Source organism: Variovorax sp. PBL-H6 (genome assembly GCF_901827155.1).
Classification (GTDB): Bacteria; Pseudomonadota; Gammaproteobacteria; order Burkholderiales; family Burkholderiaceae_C; genus Variovorax.
In genome coordinates this window covers 700,480-720,305 of the sequence record NZ_LR594659.1, presented here as the reverse complement: position 1 = coordinate 720,305, position 19,826 = coordinate 700,480, and the positions used below count along the sequence as shown (strand labels likewise).

Here is a 19,826-nt window from a genome sequence, read left to right as displayed (position 1 = left end):
ACGACCGCCCTCGGGCGGTCTTTTTTTTGGGCGGCCCCTGCCCGAGCGCCCGCTGTCAACGGAGCTTGCGCGCGAGAGGTCCTGTAGAAGGCTGTCTCGCGGCTCGCGCTCTCAGCCGCTGCCTGGCGTCGTCCCAGGTCACCGTGTTGCCGGTTTCTACCACCCGGGTCCATCGCGTTTGCGCCACATGCTGAAGGTCCTCCAATCCCAGCAGCTCCATGGTCAGCCCATGCGTTCGCGAACTCGGGTCCGCCAACTCATTCAGAACATCCATGTGATTGCGCCCGGGCACGCGTTCCGCCGCAATGACGCGCGGGCTCCAGGCACGTCCGATCAGCTCGACTTGGCGATGGAACTCCTCGCTTTCGTCGCCACCCACCACGGTCACCAGCAAGCCTTGCAAGGGCGCGGGCATGGCCGCAGGACTCAGTCGCAGGGCCGACGCCTCGGTCAGCCCGATGTCCCCAGCCAGGAAGGGCGCATGCCGCAGCGGCTCGAGTTCGTACAGGCCGGAGATCGAGAGCACCGACTTCACCAGGTCCACCGGCAAGTCCGGCGCCACGGCCTTCCAGTCGCAGGCCAGCAGCATCGTCGCCAGGTGCCCGCCCGCGGAATGGCCTGCCACCACGATCCGGGCCGGATCGCCGCCATGCGCCTGCGCATGGCGATGGACCCAGGCGAGGGCCCGCACCAGCTGCAGCACGATGTGCTCGATCGTGACCGCCGGGCAGAGCGCGTAGTTGGCAAGCACGACCATCGCACCCGCGTCGGCGAACGGCGGCGCCACGAAGCTCTGGTCGCGCTTGTCCAGCGCGCGCCAGTAACCGCCGTGGATATAGACCAGCACGGGCGCGCCGGGCTGCGTGGCAGCCAGCACATCGACCCGCTCGCCGGCACCGTTCCCGTAAGGGAGATCGAGCACCCAGCCCGGCCGCGCGTACGCGCGAGCCGAAGCGTCGGCCCAGTACTGCAGGATCTCGGGATGCCCGGGGATGCGCGCGCGGTTGTTGTACTGCGCGTCGTACCAGGCAGCGGACGGGGTGACTTCGGTCATGTTCAGGCAGAACTCCGGCGCAACTTCGGCCGCGTTCAACGGCGCTTTGCCGCGGCCGCTGCTGATACCCGCGCACCGTTGGGCTTCGGGCGGCCGCTCGGCGCCGGCTTCTGCTCCGACTCGCGCAGCGCGGCGTCGATCAGCGCATCGGCCATCCACAGCGCGGTGCGTTCGACCTCGCGGTCTTGCAGGCCCCAGATGTCCTTCAGGATCACGTAGGGCTCGATGCCGTAGACCACCGACAGGGCATGGTGCAGGCGCTTGCGAACGGCGGGCCGGAGCTGCGGCACCAAAGGCTGGATTGCGTGCTCGAGGATGCGCACCCGGTGGCCGCGCCGGTACGGCTCCTCCTCCAGCAGCCCGGCGCGCTCCAGCCCCCACTGCTCGAGCGACAGCTGCGCCGCGGCGCGCAGCTGGGCCTCGAATTCCTTGAAGCGGGGGAAGGTCTGCACGAACAGCTCGTGCACCCGCTCGCGGCCGCTCGGGTTGTCGGAGGCCAGCTTGCGCACCGGCCCCAGCGAGCTGTCGATGACCGCCGTGACCAGCGCGCTGCGGCTCGGGAAGTAGCGATACGCCGTCGCGCGCGAGACCTTCGAGCGGGCCGCCGCTTCCGCCACCGAAGGGATATGGCCGCTCTCCTGGATGATGTCCATGGCGGTGTCGAGCAGCAGCTTGAAGGTCGCTGCCTTGACTCCGCGCTCGGGGGGCAATGGCGGTTCGCTCAGCTTGTGCTTCAGTCGCGTCATGGGGTTTGTACGGAGTGCGGAAGGGCTTTGTCTTGCTTGTGGAGTGCCGAGCTCGGCACGTATGATGCACCGGTCCCGATTTGAGACGCAAGTCTCATCGACGACATTTTCCAGTTCCCTGATCTCGGGGCTGCGCAGCAAGCGGCGCGCGTAACACTCGAGACAAGACGGAGACAACGGCGATGCGCTTTGCAAGCTGGAGTTGGGGCGGCCGCGACTACGCGGGCATGGTCTCGGCCGATGGCCGCGAGGCCACGCCGCTCGCCGTGCGCGACGCATCGCTCGGCGTGCTCCCATTGATCCAGGCGCTCGCGCGCAACGAGCCCTTGCCCTCCCCTTCCGGCGCCCGGCTGCCGGTCGAAGTGCTCACGCTGCGCGCGCCATTGCCGCGCCCGCTGCGCGGCCTGTTCTGCGTCGGCCGAAACTACCGCGCGCATGCCAGCGAGCTCGCCGGCACCGTGTTCCGCGAGTCCATGCCGCAGAGCGACCCCTGGCCGATCGTCTTCGGCAAGCTGGCCGAATGCGTGATCGGCCCGCGCGACGCGGTGCGCCTGCCCTCGCCCGCCGCGTCGGTGCAGATCGACTACGAGTCGGAGCTCGCGGTGGTCATCGGCCGCGGCGGGCGCGACATCCCGCGTTCGCGCGCGATGGACCACGTGTTCGGCTACACGGTGGTCAACGACGTGACCGCCCGCGACGTGCAGATGCGCCACCAGCAGTGGGATCTGGGCAAGAGCTTCGACACCTTCTGCCCGATGGGACCATGGATCGTGACGGCCGACGAGCTCGACGGCCGCGCCACGCGCGTGCGCGGCTGGGTCAACGGCGCGCTGCGCCAGGACGGCCAGACGCGCGACATGATCTTCGACATCCCCACGCTGATCGAGACCTGCTCTCGCGGCATCACGCTCCACCCCGGCGACGTGATCGCCACCGGCACGCCGGCCGGCGTAGGCATGGGGCAGACGCCGCCGCAGTGGCTGAAATCCGGCGACGTGGTGCGCATCGAGATCGATGGCTTGGGCGTCATCGAGAACCCATTCGAATAGGTCGAGGCAACGATGTCATTCCATTTGATCGACCGTGTGGCGGTGGAAGAAGAAGGCGAGGGCCCGGCCGTTGTCTGCGTGCACGGTCTCGGCGGCAGCTCCAACAGCTTCACGCCGTTGATGCCGGCGCTCGCGCGGCATCGCGTGCTGCGGGTGGACCTGCCCGGCAGCGGCCGTTCGCAGCGGGCCGAGGGCGAGCTCTCGATCGAGCGCTATGTCGACGTGCTGCTGCGCATCTGCGAGCGCCTGGGCATCGCGCGCGCCCACTGGGTGGGGCATTCGATGGGCACCATCGTCTGTCAGCACATCGCGGCCGATCACCCGAAGCTGGCGTCGAGCGTCGCGCTTTTCGGCCCGCTGATCGCGCCGCCCGACGCTGCGCGCACGGCGATGAAGGCGCGCGCCGCCAAGGCCCGCGAAGGAGCGGCCGGCATGCACGAGATCACGCAAGGCCTGCTCCAGGGCGCCATTTCCGCCGACACCCGCCAGCGCCTGCCGCTTGCCGTGGCCTTCGTGCGCGAGAGCCTGATGCGGCAGGAAGGCGACGCCTATGCGCGCAGTTGCGAGGCGCTGGCGGGTGCGCAGGCCGCGGCGGTGGAGCGCATCGAGGCGCCGGTACTGCTGGTCACCGGCGACGAAGACGGCGTGGCGCCGCCGCAGTCGGTGCGCGCCATGGCCGACCGGCTGCACGGCGCGGCCCGCAAGCGCGTGGTGGTGCTGTCGCGCTGCGGGCACTGGACCCCGGTCGAGCGCCCCGACGAGTGCCAGCGCGAGCTGCGCGACTTCCTGGCCGCGAACGCGAGGAGCTGAAACCATGGCGGACGTTCTCTTCACCAATGTCCGGGTCTTCGACGGCGGCGGCGAGGCGCCCTTCACCGGCGACGTGCTGGTGCAGGGCAACCGCATCGCGCGCGTCGTGAAGACCGGCTACGGCCAGCGTGCGGCGCCGGTGATGGGCGCGCAGACGATCGACGGCGCCGGCGCCTTCCTGATGCCGGGCATGGTGGAGGCGCACACGCACTTCTCATGGAACGACCAGCCCAGCCTGGACGCCATCCAGCGCATGCCCCCGGAGGAGCACATCCTCTGGTGTGCCGAGGTCGCGAAGCGCTACCTGGACATGGGCTGGACCAGCTGTGTCGGCGCCGCGGCCGCCAAGCCCCGGCTGGACGTGGTGATCCGCAACGCCATCGCCGACGGCACCATCATCGGCCCGCGCTACCTGGCCGCGAGCCAGGAGATCACCGTGCCGGGCGGCCTCGGAGACACCACCCAGCCGCACCTGCCGCAGCCCGAGTTCGCATTCGGCGCGGTGGTCAGCGGCGCCGAGGAGATGCGCCGCTGCGTGCGCATGTTCGCCAAGTACGGGGTGGACTCGCTGAAGATCAATCTCTCGGGCGAATCCATCACCGGCATGGCCAGCGAGATGAGCCAGTTCACCGAGGAAGAGATCACGGTGTGCGTGCAGGAGGCCAAGGCCTGGGGCAAGCGGGTCGCGGCGCATGCGCGCTCGACCTGGTCGATCAAGCAGTGCGTGAAGCAGGGCATCGAGGTGATCTACCACGCCAGCTTCACCGACGAGGAGGCGCTGGACATGCTCGAGGCGCACAAGTTCGAGCACTTCATCGCACCCGGCCTGGCCTGGCTGATCAACACCTGCCACCACGCGAGCGAATGGGGACTGACGCCCGAGGTCACGCGGCGCATGGGCTACCACCGCGAGCTCGAGGCGGCGGTCGAGAGCATGCGCGCGATGCGCAAGCGCGGCATCCGCATCCTGCCCGGCGGCGACTACGGCTTCGCGTGGACGCCGCACGGCACCAATGCCAAGGACCTGGAGTACTTCGTCAAGTACGTGGGCATGAGCACCATGGAGGCGCTGCTGTCGGCCACCGCCTGGGGCGCGCCGATGATGCGCATGGGCAAGGTGCTGGGCTATGTGCGCGAAGGCTATCTCGCCGACCTGCTGCTGGTCGACGGCGATCCGCTGGCGGACATCACGGTGCTGCAGGACAAGGCGCGCATCCTTGCGGTGATGAAGGACGGCGAGTTCCACCGTGCGCCGCCGGTGCGGCGCTCGCAGATGACGCGCTGGGCAGCCTGACGGAGAAACACATGAGCGATGTCGTCTTCACCAACGTCCGCATCCTCGACGGCACGGGCCAGAACCCCTACACCGGCAGCGTGCTGGTGCGCGGCAACCGCATCCGCCAGGTCGGGCGCAGCACCGCGCCCATTGCACCCGGCGGTGCGATGGTGGTCGACGGGGCCGGCGCCACGCTGATGCCGGGCATGTGCGAGGCCCATACGCATTTCTCGTGGAACGACGCGGCCACGCTGTCTGCGATCCAGCGCATGCCGCTGGAGGAGCACGTCCTGTGGTGCGCCAAGGTCGCCAGGCGCTACCTCGAGGCCGGCTTCACCTCCTGCGTCGGCGCCGCCTGCGCCAAGCCGCGGCTGGACGTGGTGATCCGCAACGCCATCAACGCGGGCCAGATCCCCGGCCCGCGCTACCTGGCGGCGAGCCAGGAGATCACCGTGCCCGGTGGCCTCGGCGACGAGACGCTGCCGCACCTGCCCTTTCCCGAGTTCAGTTTCGGTGTCAACGTGAACTGCGCGGACGAGATGCGCAAGGTCGTGCGCATGTTCCTCAAGTACGGCGTCGATTCGATCAAGCTCAACCTCTCGGGCGACAACTTCACGCCCGACTCGCCGGCCGACACCACCTGGATGAGCGACGCCGAGGTGGCCGTCGCGATGGAGGAGGTCCGCGTGCGCGGCAAGCGCGGCACTGCGCATGCGCGCTCGGCCGCTTCGGTCAAGCAGGCGCTGCGCCACGGCATTGAGGTGATCTACCACGCCAGCTTCACCGACGAGGAGACGCTGGACATGCTCGAGGCGGCGAAGGACCGCGTCTTCGTCGCACCCGGCATCGCCATCCTCTACGCCATGCTGCACGAGGCCGAGGCCTACGGCATCACGCATGAGAAGGCGGTCGCGATGGGCTACCAGGTCGAATGGGACGCGGCGCTCGAATCGCTCAAGGCGATGCACCGGCGCGGCGTGCGCATCCTGCCGGGGGGCGACTACGGCTTCGCCTTTACGCCGCATTGCCAGAACGCGCGCGACCTGGAGTTCTTCGTGCGCTACCTGGGCTTCACGCCGATGGAGGCGATTCGCTGCGCCACGCTCTACGGCGGCCAGATCATGAAGCGCGGCAACGAGCTCGGCGCCATCCAGGACGGCTATCTGGCCGACCTGCTGCTGGTCGACGGCGACCCGCTGGCCAACCTCGCGATCCTGCGCGACCCGAAGCGCATCCTCGCGGTGATGAAGGACGGCGAGTTCGCCAAGGCGCCGGAAGTCGCCTCGCAGCGGACTTGGGAGCATGCCGCATGAAAAATTCGCGCTGGGTCCCGTGGCTGCTGTTCGGCCTGCCCCTCGCGGTGTTCGCGGTCTGGGCCGTGGCCGACAACTCGCCGCTCTTCTTCAAGACCCTGCTCAATGGCCTCACGCTGGCCTCGCTCTACTTCCTGGTGGCGAGCGGCTTCACGCTCGTCTTCGGGCTGATGCGCAACGTCAACCTGGCGCACGGCTCGCTCTACCTGATCGGCGCCTATGTCGGCTGGATGGTGGGCGAGCGCACCGGCTCCTGGGTACTGGCGGTGTTCGCGGGCTTCCTCTCGGCCGCCTTGCTGGGCGTGCTGATGCAACTGCTGATCTTCCGCCACATGCAGGGGCAGGACCTGCGGCAGACGCTGGTGACCATCGGCCTGTCGATCGTGCTGGCCGATGTCGCGCTGTGGATCTGGGGAGCCGAGATCTACACCTTCGACCCGCCGGCCTGGATCTACGGCTCGACCACGCTGCCGCTGGTCAACAAGTTCCCGACCTACCGGCTCTTCGTGCTGTTGGCATCGATCGTGATCGGTGTCGGCCTGTGGCTGCTGCTGGCGCGCACCCGGATCGGCATGATGATCCGGGCCGGTGTGGACGACCGCGGCATGCTCGCCGCCTCGGGCGTCAACGTGCAGCGCGTGTTCGCCCTGACCTTCGCGATCGGCGCCGGCCTCGCCGGCCTCGCCGGCGTGGTCGGCGGCACGGCGCTGTCGATCTCGCCGGGCGAGGACACGCGCTATCTGCTCGCCTCGCTGGTGGTGGTGATCGTGGGCGGCATGGGCAGCGTGGTGGGCGCCGCGATCGGGGCGTTGCTGATCGGGCTGGCCGAGCAGTTCGGGCAAGCCTACGCACCGACGTACAGCGTGGTCTTCACCTTCGTGATCATGGTCGTTGCGCTGGCCTTCAAGCCGCGTGGGTTGATGGGGAAGGCGGCATGAGATATCGAATCGGGGAGGGTTGGGGAGGGTGCAGAGAGACTTTGACTCGCACGTCTATGTCGATTCGTGCGTTGCGCTTCTTCGGAGGCTGGAGCCGGGGCGTCAAACAGGTGCAAGAGCGAGGACCAAGGGCTCAAGTCCACCTGCATTCCACACAAGTACGCGCCATGGCGCGTTGGAGTTCAAATCCCCTCTGGCCGCGCCGAGGAGCGCAGCTTTTCGCGGAAAAAGGGCCGCGCGTGTTTGAGCCGCAGGCGAGTTTGCGCGGACCCCGCGAAAAGCGAGCACCGCAGGTTGCCCGTAGCGAAGCGGAGGGTCGCGGCCAGTGGGGTCGCCTTTTCTTTGGTTACTTTCTTTTGGCGAAGCAAAAGAAAGTGACTCGGCTGCCGGGACGACGCCCCGGCTCCAGCCTCAACCCAAGCACACGGTACGAATCGAAATCCCGGTGCCCTCACCCCACCCCTCTCCCAGAGGAAGAGGGAGCAAGCCAGGAGCATTCTTCACCGGATGCGCCGAGTACACGGAGAGACAAACCCGAGGAGTCTGCCCAATGAGCGCCGCCCAGTGGCGAAAGGCCATGAATGCCTCCGCCGCTGCCGCCGGCGTCGCGCGGGTTCCCAGCCGGTCCGCCCCCGCGCACCGGACAGCCACGCCCGCCCCGGTCTCGACCCAGCCCACGCAACCATGGACGCGCCGCCTCGGCACCCAGTTGCGCGCGGTGCGGGCGCGGCATGCGATCGTCCTGCTCCTTGTCCTCGCCTATCCCTTCTTCGCCTCGCCCTTCTTCACCTTCCAGATCGGCGCGCAGTCGCTCGCGCTCGGCCTGATCGCGCTCTCGCTCACCTTTCTCGGCGGCTATGGCGGCATGGTGTCGCTGGCGCAGATGACGGTGGCCGGCTTCGCGGCCTACATGCTGGCCATCTTCGGCACCAGCAGCAACGTCGCGATCAGCCTCGGCTGGCCCTGGTGGCTGGCGCTGGCGATCGCCGTCGCGCTCGCCACGCTGTTTGCCGCGGCGGTGGGCTGGCTCTCGGTGCGCACCGAGGGCATCTACACCATCATGATCACGTTGGCGGTGGGCGTTGCCTTCTTCTACCTGGCACAGCAGAACTACACGCTCTTCAACGGCTTCCAGGGTTTCAGCCGCATCGCGGCGCCGACGATCTTCGAACTCGACCTTCGCGAACCCCTGCCCTTCTACTTCCTGACCCTGGCCTGCGCGCTCGGCGGCTACTTCTCCATCAAGTACCTGGTTCGCGCTCCGTTCGGAGTCGCGCTCCAGGGCATACGCGACAACCCGCGCCGCATGCAGGCGCTGGGCTACAACGTGACTGCGCACCGGGTCGCCGCCTATGCCGTGGCAGGCTTTCTCGCAGCGGTGGGCGGCGTGCTGATGGTCTGGTACAACGGCCGCATCTCGCCCGGCACGGTCGGCACCGGCGCGATGATCAACATCCTCATCATCGCCGTGCTCGGCGGCATGAAGCACCCGATCGGCGCCTTCGTCGGCGCGATCGTGTTCGTGCTCCTGCAGAACTTCGCGATCGACCTGGTCGACCGCGAGCGCTTCAACCTCGTCATCGGCGGCGTGTTCCTCGCCATCGTCCTGTTTTCCCCCGACGGGCTGCTGGGCTTGTGGCAGAGCCTGCGCACGCGCCTTGGCGGCCCGTTCACCGCACGCGGCCTCGGCCGCATTCGTTCATCAATGACAACCAGGAGCGAGACATGAAGACAAGCAGAAGAGTGTTCGGACGCAGCCTCGTCGGCGCCGCAGCGCTGGTCGCGGTGGTCGGGCTTGCGCAGGCGCAGGAGACCCTCAAGGTCGGCCTGCTGGCCTCGCTGGAAGGCCCGTTCGCGGCGCCGGGGCAGGACGGGATGCGCGGCGCGGAGCTCGCGCTCAAGCAGAAGAACGGCATGGCCGGCGGCAAGAAGATCGAGTTCGTCAAGGTGTCTTCCGACGCCACGCCCGACAAGGCAGTCAACGCCACGCGCAAGGCGGTGGAACAGGACAAGGTACAGGTCATGATCGGCCCGTTGTCGGGCGACGAAGGCATCGCGGTCAAGAACTACGCGAAGACGCAGCCCAACATCACCTTCATCAACGGCTCCTCCGGCGCGCAGGCGGCGACGCTGACCGACCCGGCACCCAACTTCTACCGCTTCAACACCGAGGGCGCGCAGTGGATGGTGGGCCTGGGCGAACATGCGTTGGCCAAGGGCTACAAGAAGACCTTCCTGATCGCCGAGGACTACGGCTTCCCCTATTCGCAGGTGCAGGGCTTCATGGCCAGCTACTGCGCCAAGGGCGGCAAGGTGATCGACAAGGCCTGGGTGCCGCTGGGCACCAAGGACTATGCCTCGGTGATCGCGAAGATCCCGAAGGACGTGGACGCGCTGGTGGTCGTCCTGGGCGGCTCGGACGCGGTGAACTTCCTCACGCAGTACGAGCAGGCCGGCGGCGACAAGCCGATGATCGGCGGCTCCATCACCGTCGACCAGACGGTGCTCAACTTCAAGGGCAAGCGCCGCGAGTCGCTGCTGGGCACGGCCTCGGCCGGCCCGATGGCCGATTCGATCGACACGCCCGAGTGGAAGAAGTTCGTGGCCGACTACAAGGCCAACTTCAAGGACGGCTTCCCCAGCCCCTCGCTGTTTGCGTACCTCTACTACATCAACACCAAGGCTGCGCTCGATGCACTCGACACGGTCAAGGGCGACCTGTCGGGTGGCCAGAAGGCGTACCGCGATGCGCTGCAGAAGACCAACTTCAACGGTCCGGCCGGCGTGGTGAAGATCGACGCCAACCGCAACGGCGTCGGCACCACCTACATCACCGAGGTGACGAAGGCGCCGGACGGCTCGTTCTACAACAAGGTGGTGAAGTCGGTGCCCGACATCTCGCAGACGCTGGGCTTGCCCGAACCCGAGTTCAAGAAGATGGGCCTGGGCACGCGCGACGTGCCGGATTGTCGCAAGTAGAGGGGCAAGGGCACGGCACGATGGCCACGATCACTCCCCTGCGACCGTCTGCGCCGCGCAGCAGCGGCGGCAGCGCGCAGCTGCTGTCCGGCGATGCGCTGCGCCTGACGGGAGTGACGCGCGCCTTCGGCGCACTGCGCGCGGTCGACGATGTGTCGCTCACGGTCGCGGCCGGGCAGAAGTACGCCATCCTCGGCTCCAATGGCGCGGGCAAGACGACACTCTTCAACGCCATCACCGGAGACTTCCCGCCCACGGCCGGCCGAATCCATTTCTTCGGCGAGGACATCACCACGCTGCCGCCCTACGAGCGCATCCGCAAGGGACTGCGGCGCACCTACCAATCCTCGCTGCTGTTCCGCGAGCTGACGGTGCGCGACAACCTCTTCCTCGCGGTGCGCGGCGTGGCCAACGGGCGCTTCAGCTTCCTGCGGGCCGGCCCGGGGCATGCATCGACGCAGGCCACGCAGGACCTTCTGGAGCGCACGCGCCTGGCGCATCTCGCCGACGAGCGCGTGGCCAACCTGGCCCATGGCCAACAGCGCCAGCTCGAGATCGGCATGGCACTGGCGGGGGCGCCCCGCCTGATCCTGTTCGACGAGCCGGCCGCCGGCCTCTCGCCGGCCGAGCGCCGCGAGCTGGTAGCGCTGCTGCGCTCGCTGCCGGCGCACATGAGCTTCGTCCTGATCGAGCATGACCTCGACATCGCACTGCGCGTGGTCGACCGCGTCACCGTGATGCACAACGGCCGCACGCTGCGCACCGGGAGCCCCGAAGAGATCGAGAACGATGCCGAGGTGCAGGCGATCTACATGGGGAGCCGGCACTGATGGCCTGGTTCGGCAGCACCCCCGACAAAACGGCGAGCAGCACCGCACCGGTGCTGGCGATCGAAGCGTTGGACGTGTTCTACGGCCGCGCCCATGCGCTGCAGGGCGTGAGCCTGGCGTTGGAACGCGGCGTGCTCGGCATCGTGGGCCGCAACGGCATGGGCAAGACCACGCTGTGCAATGCGATCACCGGCCTGGTGCCGGCGCGCGGCAGCATTCGCCTGGCCGGCGAGCAGATCCTCGGCCTCGCGCCGCATGAGATCACGCAGCGCGGCATCGCCTACGTGCCGCAAGGCCGGCGGGTCTGGCCCTCGTTGTCGGTGGACGAGACCCTGCGCCTGGTCGCGCGGCAGCGGCGCGAGGTGGATCGCGTGTACACCATGTTCCCGCGCCTGGCAGAGCGCCGCGGCCACGGAGGGGCGCAGCTCTCGGGCGGCGAGCAGCAGATGCTCGCCATCGGCCGGGCGCTGCTGCTGAACCCGACCCTGCTGGTCATGGACGAGCCCACCGAGGGCCTCGCGCCAGTGATCGTCGAGCAGGTGGCGCAGGCGCTGCGCGAACTCGCGGCAGAGGGGCGCATCTCGGTATTGCTGATCGAGCAGAACCTGGGCGTTGCGATCTCGGTGGCCGATCGCATCGGCGTGATGGTCAACGGACGCATCACGCAACAGATGCCCAGCGCGCAACTGGCCGGCGACCGCGAGCTGCAGGAGCGCCTGCTGGGCGTGCGCTCGAACGGGCATGACGAGGAAGGCGCCAGCCCGGGGCCGGAGACAGGGCCCGGGGTCTCCGCGCCGGTGCAGGTCTACACGGTGCGGCGCGCGCATGGCGACGGCGCGCCCTCGCTCGACGGGGTCGCGCCGGGGAGGGTGCGCGGCTTCACGCGCTGGAACGCGGGCGGCGAGGCGGGGCCGGTGGTGGACATCGCGCGCTCTGCACCAGCGGACTCGCCCTCACCCCAGCCCTCTCCCGCAAGCGGGAGAGCGAGCGGGAGAGCGACCGCGGATCGCGATGGCGGCAACGCCGGGCGGCTCTTCGACTTTTCGGTGGCAGCGGGCAGCACCCGCGCCGCGTACATCGCCGGCACCTTCGACACCAAGGCCCGCGAGCTGTTTTTCCTGCGTCAGTGCCTGGAGCGGCTGGGCTTGCGGGTGGTCACCGTGGACCTCTCGACCTCCGGCAGGACCTCGCTGGCCAGCGTGCATCCGCGCGAGGTGGCGCGCCATCATCCGCAAGGCGAGGCGGCCGTCTTCAGCGGTGACCGCGGCAGCGCAACCGCCGCCATGGCGCAGGCTTTCGAGGCCTTCGTCGGCACGCGGCGCGACCTCGGCGGGATCATCGCCGCCGGCGGTTCCGGCAACACCTCGATGGCCACGCAAGGCATGCGCGCGCTGCCGATCGGCGTGCCCAAGGTCATGGTCTCGACCATGGCGAGCGGCGACACGCGGCCCTACGTGGGGCCGAGCGACATCTGCATGATGTATTCGGTCACCGACGTGCAGGGCATCCATCGCATCAGCGAGCGCGTGCTGGCCAATGCGGCGCATGCACTGGCGGGGATGATCGCGCATCCGCCCGTCGTTTCGGCCGACAGCAAGCCCGCGCTCGGTCTCACCATGTTCGGCGTGACCACGCCCTGCGTGCAGGCAGTGGCCAAGCGCCTCGAGGAAGGGTGCGACTGCCTGGTCTTCCATGCCACTGGCGTCGGCGGCCAATCGATGGAAAAGCTGGTGGACTCCGGCCTGCTCGCCGGCGTGATCGACGTCACCACGACCGAGATCGCCGACGAGATCGCGGGCGGCGTGCTCTCCGCCGGGCCCACGCGCATGGACGTGTTCGCGCGCCGCGCCCTGCCCTACGTGGGCTCCTGCGGTGCGCTGGACATGGTGAACTTCGGCGCCTGGGACACGGTGCCCGAACGCTTCAGGGCGCGCAAGCTGTACCGCCACAACCCGACCGTGACGCTGATGCGCACCACGCCCGAGGAATGCCGGGCGATCGGCACCTTCATCGCCACCAAGCTCAACGCGATGCGCGGGCCGCTGCGCTTCCTGATCCCCGAGGGCGGCGTATCGGCGATCGACCGCCCGGGCCAGCCCTTCCACAACCCCGAGGCCGACCGGGCGCTGTTCGCCGCCATCGAGCAATCGTTCCGGCCCGGACCGGATCGCAAGCTGCAGCGCCTGCCCCTGCACATCAACGACGAGGCCTTCGCCGATGCGCTCGTAGCGGCCTGGCAAGAGCTGTCCATCAACCCCAGCCACGCGCGACGCGCCTGACGACCATGCCCCGCATCGCCCGATCCACCCTGCTCGAACGCTTCCGCGCCAAGATCGCCGAGGGCCGCCCGATCATCGGCGGCGGCGCCGGCACCGGCCTCTCGGCCAAATGCGAGGAGGCCGGCGGCATCGACCTGATCGTGATCTACAACTCGGGCCGCTACCGCATGGCAGGCCGCGGCTCACTGGCGGGCCTGCTCGCCTACGGCAACGCCAACGAGATCGTCTGCGAGATGGCGCACGAGGTGCTGCCGGTGGTGAAGCACACGCCGGTGCTGGCGGGCGTCAACGGCACCGACCCGTTCATGATCCCGGAGGAGTTCTTGCGGCGGCTGGTCTCGCTCGGCTTCTCCGGCGTGCAGAACTTTCCCACGGTGGGGCTGATCGACGGCACCTTTCGCGCCAACCTCGAGGAAACCGGCATGGGCTACGCGCTGGAGGTCGAGCTCATCGCACGCGCCCACGCGATGAACATGCTGACCACGCCCTATGTGTTCAGCGAGGCCGATGCGCGCGCCATGGCGGCGGCCGGGGCGGACATCGTCGTGTGCCACCTGGGCCTCACCACCGGCGGGGCCATCGGCGCGGGCACCGCGCTCACGCTCGACGACTGCGTGCACCGCATCAACGCCTGGGCGCAGGCAGCGCATTCGGTGAACCCGCAGGTCATCGTGCTGTGCCACGGCGGCCCCATCGCCACGCCCGACGACGCGCGGCACGTGCTTGCCCGCTGCCCCGCGTGCCACGGCTTCTACGGCGCCAGCTCGATGGAGCGGCTGCCCACCGAAACGGCGCTGACCGAGACCACGCGGCGCTTCCTGCAGATCACGAGATAAAGAGGAGACGACATCCATGTCCGGCGCTCAATTCGGCAACTTCATCCTGGGGCTCATCGTGGTCGCGATCGTGGTCGCGATCGCGGTCTGGCTGCTCCACTGGCTCTACCTGCGCAGCTCGAAGGAGCGGGCCTTCGTGCGCACCGGCCTGGGCGGGCAGAAGGTGGTGCTCGACGGCGGCGCCTTCGTGCTGCCCATCGTGCACGACGTGATCCCGGTCAACATGAACACACTGCGCCTCGAGGTGAGCCGCGGGCGCGACAAGGCGCTCATCACCAAGGACCGCATGCGGGTGGACGTGATCGCCGAGTTCTACGTGCGGGTGGCCGCCAGCGCCGACGCGGTGGCAGCGGCCGCGCAGACGCTGGGCCTGCGCACCATGGAGCCCGAGCAGCTGAAGGAGCTGGTCGAGGGCAAGTTCGTCGACGCCCTGCGCACCGCTGCCGCCGAGATGACGATGGAGGAACTGCACGAGAAGCGCGGCGCCTACGTGAAGCGCGTGCGCGAATCGGTGGCCGAGGACCTCACCAAGAACGGCCTCGAGCTGGAGGCCGCCTCGCTGACGCAGCTGGACCAGACCGGCATGGAGTTCTTCAACCCGAGCAACGCCTTCGACGCCGAAGGCCTGACGCGCCTGACCGAGCAGATCGAGCACCGCAAGAAGCAGCGCAACGACGTCGAGCAGGACACGCTGATCGCGATCCGCAACAAGAACCTCGAGGCCGAGAAGCTCTCGCTGGAGATCGACCGCGAGGGCGAGCATGCGCGCCTCGCGCAGCAGCGCGAGGTGGAGATCGCGCGTGCCCGCCAGCGCGCCGAGCTGGCAACCGAGCGCGCCCAGCGCGAGCAGGACGCCGAGGGCGCGCAGATCGCAGCCAAGCAGAGCATCGATGCCGCGCGCATCCGGGCCGAGCAGACCATCGAGCAGGAGCGCATCGCCAAGGAACGCGCGATCCAGGGCGCCGAGATCGAGCGCCGCCTGTCGCAGGAGCTGGCCGAGCAGCAGCGCGCGATTGCGGTGGCGCGCGAGAGCAAGGCGCAGAGCGAGGCGCAGGCCGAGGCCGAATCCGCGCGCGCCCAGGCCGTCTCGGCCGAAGAGAAGGTGTTCACCGCGCGCGAGGTGGAGATGGCCGAGCGCAGGAAAGCCATCGAGCTGATCGGCGCGGCCCAGGCTGCCGAGCGCGATGCGCTGCGCCTGACGACCGCCGCGCAGGCGGAGAAGGAGGCCAGCGCCGACCGCGGCGCCGCGCTGCGCGCCCAGGCCGAGGCGGACGCCGATGCGGACAAGATCAAGTCGATGGCGATGCGCGTGCGCGCCGAGATCGAGGCCGAGGCGCAGCGCATGATGAACGAGGCGCACAACATGCTCTCGGCCGATGCCCGCATGTCGGCCCTGCGCATGAAGCTGGTGGAGAAGGCCGAAGCCATCATCCGCGAGTCGGTGCGGCCGATGGAGCGCATCGAGGGCATCAAGATCCTGCATGTGGAGGGACTGGGTGGAGGCGGGTCGCACGGGGGCGTTCCCAACGGCGATGCGAACGGCGGCTTTGCCGACGGACTGGTGAATTCCGCTTTGCGCTTCCGCGCGCAGGCGCCGCTGGTCGACCAGCTGCTGCGCGAGATCGGCATCGAGGGTGGCGACATCCAGCGCCTGGTGGGCGACCCCGCGGGCACGCAGGCGCCGCTGCTGTCGGGCGTCGGCAACAAGAAGGAATGACGGATGGTGCAGGTCTACGTCTCCAGCGTCATCGATTCGACTGCCGACAACGTGTGGTCGCGCATCCGCGACTTCAACGGCCTGCCGCAGTGGCACCCGTCGATCGCGGACAGCCGCATCGAGAACGGGCAGCCAGCGGACCGCGTGGGTTGCATCCGGCAGTTCCATACGAAGGACGGGGGGACGATCCGCGAGCGGCTGTTGGCGCTGTCGGATTACGAGTACAGCTGCAGCTACGAGATCCTCGAGAGCCCGATGGGGGTGGCGAACTACATCGCGACGCTCAAGCTCACGCCGGTGACGGACGGCGGGCGCTGCTTCGCGGAGTGGAGCGCGGAGTTCGACTGCGGCGAGGGCCGCGAGCGCGAGTTGGCCGAGTCGATCGGGCAAGGCGTCTTCCAGGGCGGATTCGAGGCCTTGAAGCGCCACTTCGGACGAGGCTGAAGATATGGCCCCCCGCGCTCATCATCACTTCGCGTATTCGCTGCCCCCCGAGGGGACGCAGTCCGCCCTTGGGGCGGCCCGGCGGACGGCCTGATGCTCCAACGGGTGGTTCGCTCGACCCTCATCGACGCGCCGATCGAGCGCGTCTGGGCGGTGCTGCGCGACTTCAACAGCCACGACCAGTGGCACGAGGCGGTGGAGACCAGCCGGATCGAGGGCGGCGAGCGCAGCGACCAGGTGGGCTGCATTCGCAGCTTCACCCTCAGGGACGGCAACCGCATCCGCGAGCAGTTGCTGACGCTGTCGGACCGCGAGCACAAGAGCACCTACTGCATCGTCGAGGCGACGGTGCCGCTGCAACGCTACGTGGCCACGGTCACGCTGAAGCCGGTGACCGACGGCAACCGCACCTTCTGGCATTGGGAATCGCGCTTCGACACGCCGCCGGGCATGGAGCGCGAGCTGCGCGACATGGTGGCGCAAGGGGTGTACGAGGCGGGCTTCGAGAACCTGCGGCGCTACCTGCGCCAGGGTGGCGATCTGCGCGCGAGCGCTGCGTCGGCGCCGATGCCGGACGCCCTGCCCTTGCCCACGCGCCGCGTGGCGCTCGAGCGCCATGGCGGGCCCGAAATGCTGCGGACGCAGGACGGCGAAGCGCCGGCGCCGCGTGCGGGCGAGGTGCGCATCCGCCAGCGTGCGATCGGCGTCAACTACATCGACATCTACCTGCGGCGCGGATGGATCCCGTCGGCCTTGCCGCTGGTGCCCGGCATGGAGGCTGCGGGCAGCGTGCTCGATGTGGGGCCGCAGGTAAGCGGGCTGCTGCCGGGCGATCGCGTGGCCTACCTCGGTCCGGTACCCGGTGCCTACTGCGGCGTGCGCTGCGTGCCGGCGGACTGGGTGGTGCGCCTGCCCGCGGAGATCGAGGACGAGACCGCGGCCGCCTTGCTGCTCAAGGGCATCACCGCCGACTACCTGCTGCACGATCTGGGCCGGGTGCAGCGCGGCACGCGGCTGCTGGTGCACGCAGCGGCCGGCGGCGTGGGCCTGCTGGTTTGCGCCTGGGCACGCCGGATGGGCGCGACGGTGCTGGGCACCGTGTCCAGCGAGGCGAAGGCCCGCGTCGCGCGTGAGCACGGATGCGAACATGCGATCGTGACGCGCGACTACCGCTTCGCCGATGCCGTGCAGCGCGCCTGCGGCGGTGTCGACGTGTTGATCGACGGGCTGGGCGATGCGGCTCGCGACGAAAACCTGGCGTCGCTGGCGCGCCGCGGCCACTGGATCAGCCTCGGCCAGGCCAGTGGCCCGCTGGCACCGCTGCCGCCCGATGCGCTGGTCGCGAAGTCGCTGAGTTTCTCGCGGCCGGTGGTGTTCGACTATGTGGCGGGCCGGGCGCAGCTGGCCGAGCGGGCGCAGCGCGTGTGGGATGCGCTCGCCGACGGCAGCATCCGGCTGCCGCCCATCGAGCGCCATTCGCTGGAATCCGCGGCGCAGGCGCACGCGCGGCTCGAATCACGCGCAACGCTGGGCGCATTGGTCCTGCTGCCCTGAACAAACCAAGAAGGAGCCATCCCATGATCATCGGAATGAACCACTTCACCGTCATTGCGGAGGACGAGAAGAAAACGCTGGAGTTCTACACCGGCCTGCTCGGGCTGCGGATCGGCCACCGGCCGAACCTCGGTTTTCCCGGCGCCTGGCTCTACGGCGAGGGCCCGCAAGCGCTGGTGCACCTCTACTTCGATCGCCCAGTGCCCGCGCAGCGCGCGGGCGTGATCGACCACATGGCCTTCACCGCGCGCGACCTGCGCACCGTGAAGGCGCGCTTCGACGCAAGCGGGACGAAGTACGAGCTGCGGCAGCTGCCCGGTGGGGGGATCTGGCAACTCTTCTGCCATGACCCCAACGGCGCCAAGGTGGAACTGGACTTCGACGCGTCCGAGGCCGCGGGCTAGGCCAGGGCGGGGTCGGAAGGCGGGTGCTCGCGTCCGTCCGCGCTCGCCAGCAGGCGCGCCGCCGCTCCCGCGGCCACTTCGAGGCGCCGCACATCGCGCTCGTCGAGCTCGGTCACGCCGCTCATGTTGAAGCCGCACAACATGCCGTAGAGCGTGCCGTCGGCCATGCGGACCGGCACTCCGATGTGCGTGCCCATGCCCTCGAAGTTGCGCGGCAGCCCTTGCGCGTCGCGCACTGCGCTGACATCGCGCACCACGTTCGGCATGCGGCCATCGAGGATGCGCTGGCAGATCGTCTGCTCGAGCGGTGCGGAGTCGCCGGGCCGGATCGGCGAGGCGTTGTCCTGCGACTCGATATGGCGAAAGACGCGGCGGCCGTTCACGACCTCGCTGACGAAGACCACGTCGAGCTTCAGCAGGTCGCGCACGAGGCCCAGCAATTCGCCGATGGCGCGCTGCACCGACACCTCTCCGGCTTGAAAGCGCCCGGCCGCGGTGATGATGCGCAGCTGATCCACCCATGCCTCCGTGGCGGGCTGCGTGGGAGGATCCGGATAAGTTTGCATGTATAACGATCTGGGGGGTTGCGGCCATCGTAAGCGCGGGCTTGCTCGGATGGGTGTGAAGGACGACGCAAAAAGCGGCCCGCGCTGAAACTTGTCGCCTTGGACGTGATTTCCGTCGTCGGGCATTAGTTCTAGTGCGTGGGTGCGGTGAAGCTGACGCAGCCTGGCCGGGGCTCAGGCGATCATGAGCTCGAGGTCGGCGGCAAGTTCGGAAGGCGGCGGCATGTCCTCGACGCTTTCCCGCGAGAGGCCGGCCGCTCGCCCGACCTCCGATGGCCAGCTCTCGAAGTCGACGGACAGCGCCGGCCCGTCGCGGTCCAGCGCCACGCGCCACGCGGCCACGTGCACGACGCCGGCCAGCGCATCGAAGGGCTGCGCTCGCAGCGGCCGCGCGAAACCGCTCAGCGCCGTGACGAATTCGTCGGAGAAATTCCAGCGCGAGGCCAGCTTCGCGCTGACGTCGCCGAAGTGGTAGCCGAAGGCCTGCTCCTCGGCGTCCAGCCTGCCCATGGCGTCGATCGGGCAGGCCTTGTTGAGCGGCGCCATCTCATCGGGCATGACGATGCACATGATCAGGTGGCCGATCGCATGCATGCTGCCCACGGTGAAGGCGAGGTTCGGGTCGGCGGCGCGGCTCGCGCCGGCCAGGTGGCGGGCGGCGGAGGCGACGCGCAGGCTGTGGCGCCAGAACTTCGGCAGGTCCACATGGGGGACTTTCTTGAAGGTCCCCGTGAGGTTGGCGCTGATGACCAGCGTGCGGATGGACGACAGACCGAGCATCCGGATCGCCTCTTCCATGGTCGAGATCTTCCGGCGGACGCCGTAGAAGGGCGAGTTGGCCAGGCGCAGCATCCGGGCGGTGAGCACCTGGTCCACATCGATCTTGCGGGCCACCTGCGAGAGCGTGGCGTTGTCGTTGCTCAGGACTTCGATGAGGTCCCGGACCACCTTCGGGACCGAGGGCAGCGAATGGTTCTCGGCAAACAGCTCGTCCAGGCTTGCTGCGGTCATGTCTCGTTGCTCGGAATGTG

18 protein-coding genes and 1 pseudogene are annotated in these 19,826 nt (G+C 68.9%); 15 read left to right on the top strand and 4 right to left on the bottom strand.

The genetic code is table 11. From position 1 onward, the window contains the following. Positions 1-55: 55 nt before the first annotated feature. Both G3W89_RS03545 and G3W89_RS03540 read right to left on the bottom strand, forming a co-directional pair. A complete protein-coding gene (locus G3W89_RS03545) occupies positions 56-1,054 on the bottom strand; it encodes an alpha/beta hydrolase (protein ID WP_162572801.1) in 999 nt (332 codons plus the stop codon). Between the two features lie 35 nt (positions 1,055-1,089). Next, complete coding sequence (locus tag G3W89_RS03540; RefSeq protein ID WP_162572800.1) at positions 1,090-1,800, bottom strand: TetR/AcrR family transcriptional regulator; 711 nt, start codon at positions 1,798-1,800, stop codon at positions 1,090-1,092. A gap of 182 nt (positions 1,801-1,982) precedes the next feature. Here G3W89_RS03540 and G3W89_RS03535 point away from each other — a divergent pair, with 182 nt between their 5' ends. From G3W89_RS03535 to G3W89_RS03470, 15 genes and pseudogenes are all read left to right on the top strand, one after another. Further along, positions 1,983-2,849: a fumarylacetoacetate hydrolase family protein gene (locus G3W89_RS03535; protein ID WP_162572799.1), complete on the top strand. Its 867-nt coding sequence runs from the start codon at positions 1,983-1,985 to the stop codon at positions 2,847-2,849. 12 nt (positions 2,850-2,861) lie between these two features. Continuing rightward, the gene (locus tag G3W89_RS03530) at positions 2,862-3,659 is read left to right on the top strand and encodes an alpha/beta fold hydrolase (RefSeq protein ID WP_162572798.1); all 798 of its coding nucleotides are present in this window, start codon (positions 2,862-2,864) and stop codon (positions 3,657-3,659) included. A 4-nt stretch (positions 3,660-3,663) separates the two neighbouring features. Further along, positions 3,664-4,953, top strand: coding sequence for a metal-dependent hydrolase family protein (locus G3W89_RS03525; RefSeq protein ID WP_162572797.1), 1,290 nt, complete (start codon positions 3,664-3,666; stop codon positions 4,951-4,953). Between the two features lie 11 nt (positions 4,954-4,964). After that, entirely contained in the window at positions 4,965-6,248 is a 1,284-nt protein-coding gene (locus tag G3W89_RS03520) for a metal-dependent hydrolase family protein (RefSeq protein WP_162572796.1), read from the top strand. Further along, a complete protein-coding gene (locus G3W89_RS03515) occupies positions 6,245-7,186 on the top strand; it encodes a branched-chain amino acid ABC transporter permease (protein WP_162572795.1) in 942 nt (313 codons plus the stop codon). The genes G3W89_RS03520 and G3W89_RS03515 overlap by 4 nt, the downstream gene beginning before the upstream one ends. 550 nt (positions 7,187-7,736) lie before the next feature. Further along, positions 7,737-8,915 carry a branched-chain amino acid ABC transporter permease gene (locus G3W89_RS03510; RefSeq protein ID WP_197893522.1) on the top strand — a complete coding sequence of 393 codons (1,179 nt, stop codon included), beginning with the start codon at positions 7,737-7,739 and terminating at the stop codon, positions 8,913-8,915. Further along, positions 8,912-10,165, top strand: coding sequence for an ABC transporter substrate-binding protein (locus G3W89_RS03505; RefSeq protein WP_162572794.1), 1,254 nt, complete (start codon positions 8,912-8,914; stop codon positions 10,163-10,165). Before G3W89_RS03510 ends, G3W89_RS03505 begins: the two co-directional genes overlap by 4 nt. A gap of 20 nt (positions 10,166-10,185) precedes the next feature. Then, positions 10,186-10,995, top strand: a complete 810-nt coding sequence (locus G3W89_RS03500) for an ABC transporter ATP-binding protein (RefSeq protein WP_162572793.1) — start codon at positions 10,186-10,188, stop codon at positions 10,993-10,995. Further along, a pseudogene (locus tag G3W89_RS33465) lies at positions 10,995-11,492 on the top strand (ABC transporter ATP-binding protein); the annotation flags it as partial. The gene G3W89_RS03500 and the pseudogene G3W89_RS33465, both read left to right, overlap by 1 nt. Positions 11,493-12,041: 549 nt before the next feature. Then, a complete protein-coding gene (locus G3W89_RS03495; RefSeq protein ID WP_232076786.1) occupies positions 12,042-13,274 on the top strand; it encodes a Tm-1-like ATP-binding domain-containing protein in 1,233 nt (410 codons plus the stop codon). A 5-nt stretch (positions 13,275-13,279) separates the two neighbouring features. After that, a complete protein-coding gene (locus G3W89_RS03490) occupies positions 13,280-14,110 on the top strand; it encodes a phosphoenolpyruvate hydrolase family protein (protein WP_162572791.1) in 831 nt (276 codons plus the stop codon). Between the two features lie 16 nt (positions 14,111-14,126). Beyond that, entirely contained in the window at positions 14,127-15,827 is a 1,701-nt protein-coding gene (locus tag G3W89_RS03485) for a flotillin family protein (RefSeq protein ID WP_162572790.1), read from the top strand. Between the two features lie 3 nt (positions 15,828-15,830). Beyond that, positions 15,831-16,271 (top strand): SRPBCC family protein, encoded by a 441-nt coding sequence (locus tag G3W89_RS03480; protein ID WP_162572789.1) that lies wholly within the window; start codon positions 15,831-15,833, stop codon positions 16,269-16,271. Positions 16,272-16,364: 93 nt separating this feature from the next. Beyond that, entirely contained in the window at positions 16,365-17,825 is a 1,461-nt protein-coding gene (locus G3W89_RS03475; RefSeq protein WP_162572788.1) for an SRPBCC family protein, read from the top strand. Between the two features lie 23 nt (positions 17,826-17,848). Next, a complete protein-coding gene (locus G3W89_RS03470) occupies positions 17,849-18,229 on the top strand; it encodes a VOC family protein (RefSeq protein WP_162572787.1) in 381 nt (126 codons plus the stop codon). On the opposite strand, the gene G3W89_RS03465 is transcribed toward G3W89_RS03470, so the two are convergent. Continuing rightward, complete coding sequence (locus G3W89_RS03465) at positions 18,226-18,795, bottom strand: GAF domain-containing protein (protein WP_162572786.1); 570 nt, start codon at positions 18,793-18,795, stop codon at positions 18,226-18,228. The two genes, G3W89_RS03470 and G3W89_RS03465, sit on opposite strands and share 4 nt — an antisense overlap. Before the next feature lie 174 nt (positions 18,796-18,969). Beyond that, entirely contained in the window at positions 18,970-19,806 is an 837-nt protein-coding gene (locus G3W89_RS03460; protein ID WP_162572785.1) for an HDOD domain-containing protein, read from the bottom strand. Positions 19,807-19,826: the final 20 nt, after the last annotated feature.

Bases quoted from the DNA above. Each gene is read 5' to 3' on its own strand.
- G3W89_RS03545 (WP_162572801.1), bottom strand. From the start codon at position 1,054: ATGACCGAAGTCACCCCGTCCGCTGCCTGGTACGACGCGCAGTACAAC.
- G3W89_RS03540 (WP_162572800.1), bottom strand. From the start codon at position 1,800: ATGACGCGACTGAAGCACAAGCTGAGCGAACCGCCATTGCCCCCCGAG.
- G3W89_RS03535 (WP_162572799.1), top strand. From the start codon at position 1,983: ATGCGCTTTGCAAGCTGGAGTTGGGGCGGCCGCGACTACGCGGGCATG.
- G3W89_RS03530 (WP_162572798.1), top strand. From the start codon at position 2,862: ATGTCATTCCATTTGATCGACCGTGTGGCGGTGGAAGAAGAAGGCGAG.
- G3W89_RS03525 (WP_162572797.1), top strand. From the start codon at position 3,664: ATGGCGGACGTTCTCTTCACCAATGTCCGGGTCTTCGACGGCGGCGGC.
- G3W89_RS03520 (WP_162572796.1), top strand. From the start codon at position 4,965: ATGAGCGATGTCGTCTTCACCAACGTCCGCATCCTCGACGGCACGGGC.
- G3W89_RS03515 (WP_162572795.1), top strand. From the start codon at position 6,245: ATGAAAAATTCGCGCTGGGTCCCGTGGCTGCTGTTCGGCCTGCCCCTC.
- G3W89_RS03510 (WP_197893522.1), top strand. From the start codon at position 7,737: ATGAGCGCCGCCCAGTGGCGAAAGGCCATGAATGCCTCCGCCGCTGCC.
- G3W89_RS03505 (WP_162572794.1), top strand. From the start codon at position 8,912: ATGAAGACAAGCAGAAGAGTGTTCGGACGCAGCCTCGTCGGCGCCGCA.
- G3W89_RS03500 (WP_162572793.1), top strand. From the start codon at position 10,186: ATGGCCACGATCACTCCCCTGCGACCGTCTGCGCCGCGCAGCAGCGGC.
- G3W89_RS03490 (WP_162572791.1), top strand. From the start codon at position 13,280: ATGCCCCGCATCGCCCGATCCACCCTGCTCGAACGCTTCCGCGCCAAG.
- G3W89_RS03485 (WP_162572790.1), top strand. From the start codon at position 14,127: ATGTCCGGCGCTCAATTCGGCAACTTCATCCTGGGGCTCATCGTGGTC.
- G3W89_RS03480 (WP_162572789.1), top strand. From the start codon at position 15,831: ATGGTGCAGGTCTACGTCTCCAGCGTCATCGATTCGACTGCCGACAAC.
- G3W89_RS03475 (WP_162572788.1), top strand. From the start codon at position 16,365: ATGCTCCAACGGGTGGTTCGCTCGACCCTCATCGACGCGCCGATCGAG.
- G3W89_RS03470 (WP_162572787.1), top strand. From the start codon at position 17,849: ATGATCATCGGAATGAACCACTTCACCGTCATTGCGGAGGACGAGAAG.
- G3W89_RS03465 (WP_162572786.1), bottom strand. From the start codon at position 18,795: ATGCAAACTTATCCGGATCCTCCCACGCAGCCCGCCACGGAGGCATGG.
- G3W89_RS03460 (WP_162572785.1), bottom strand. From the start codon at position 19,806: ATGACCGCAGCAAGCCTGGACGAGCTGTTTGCCGAGAACCATTCGCTG.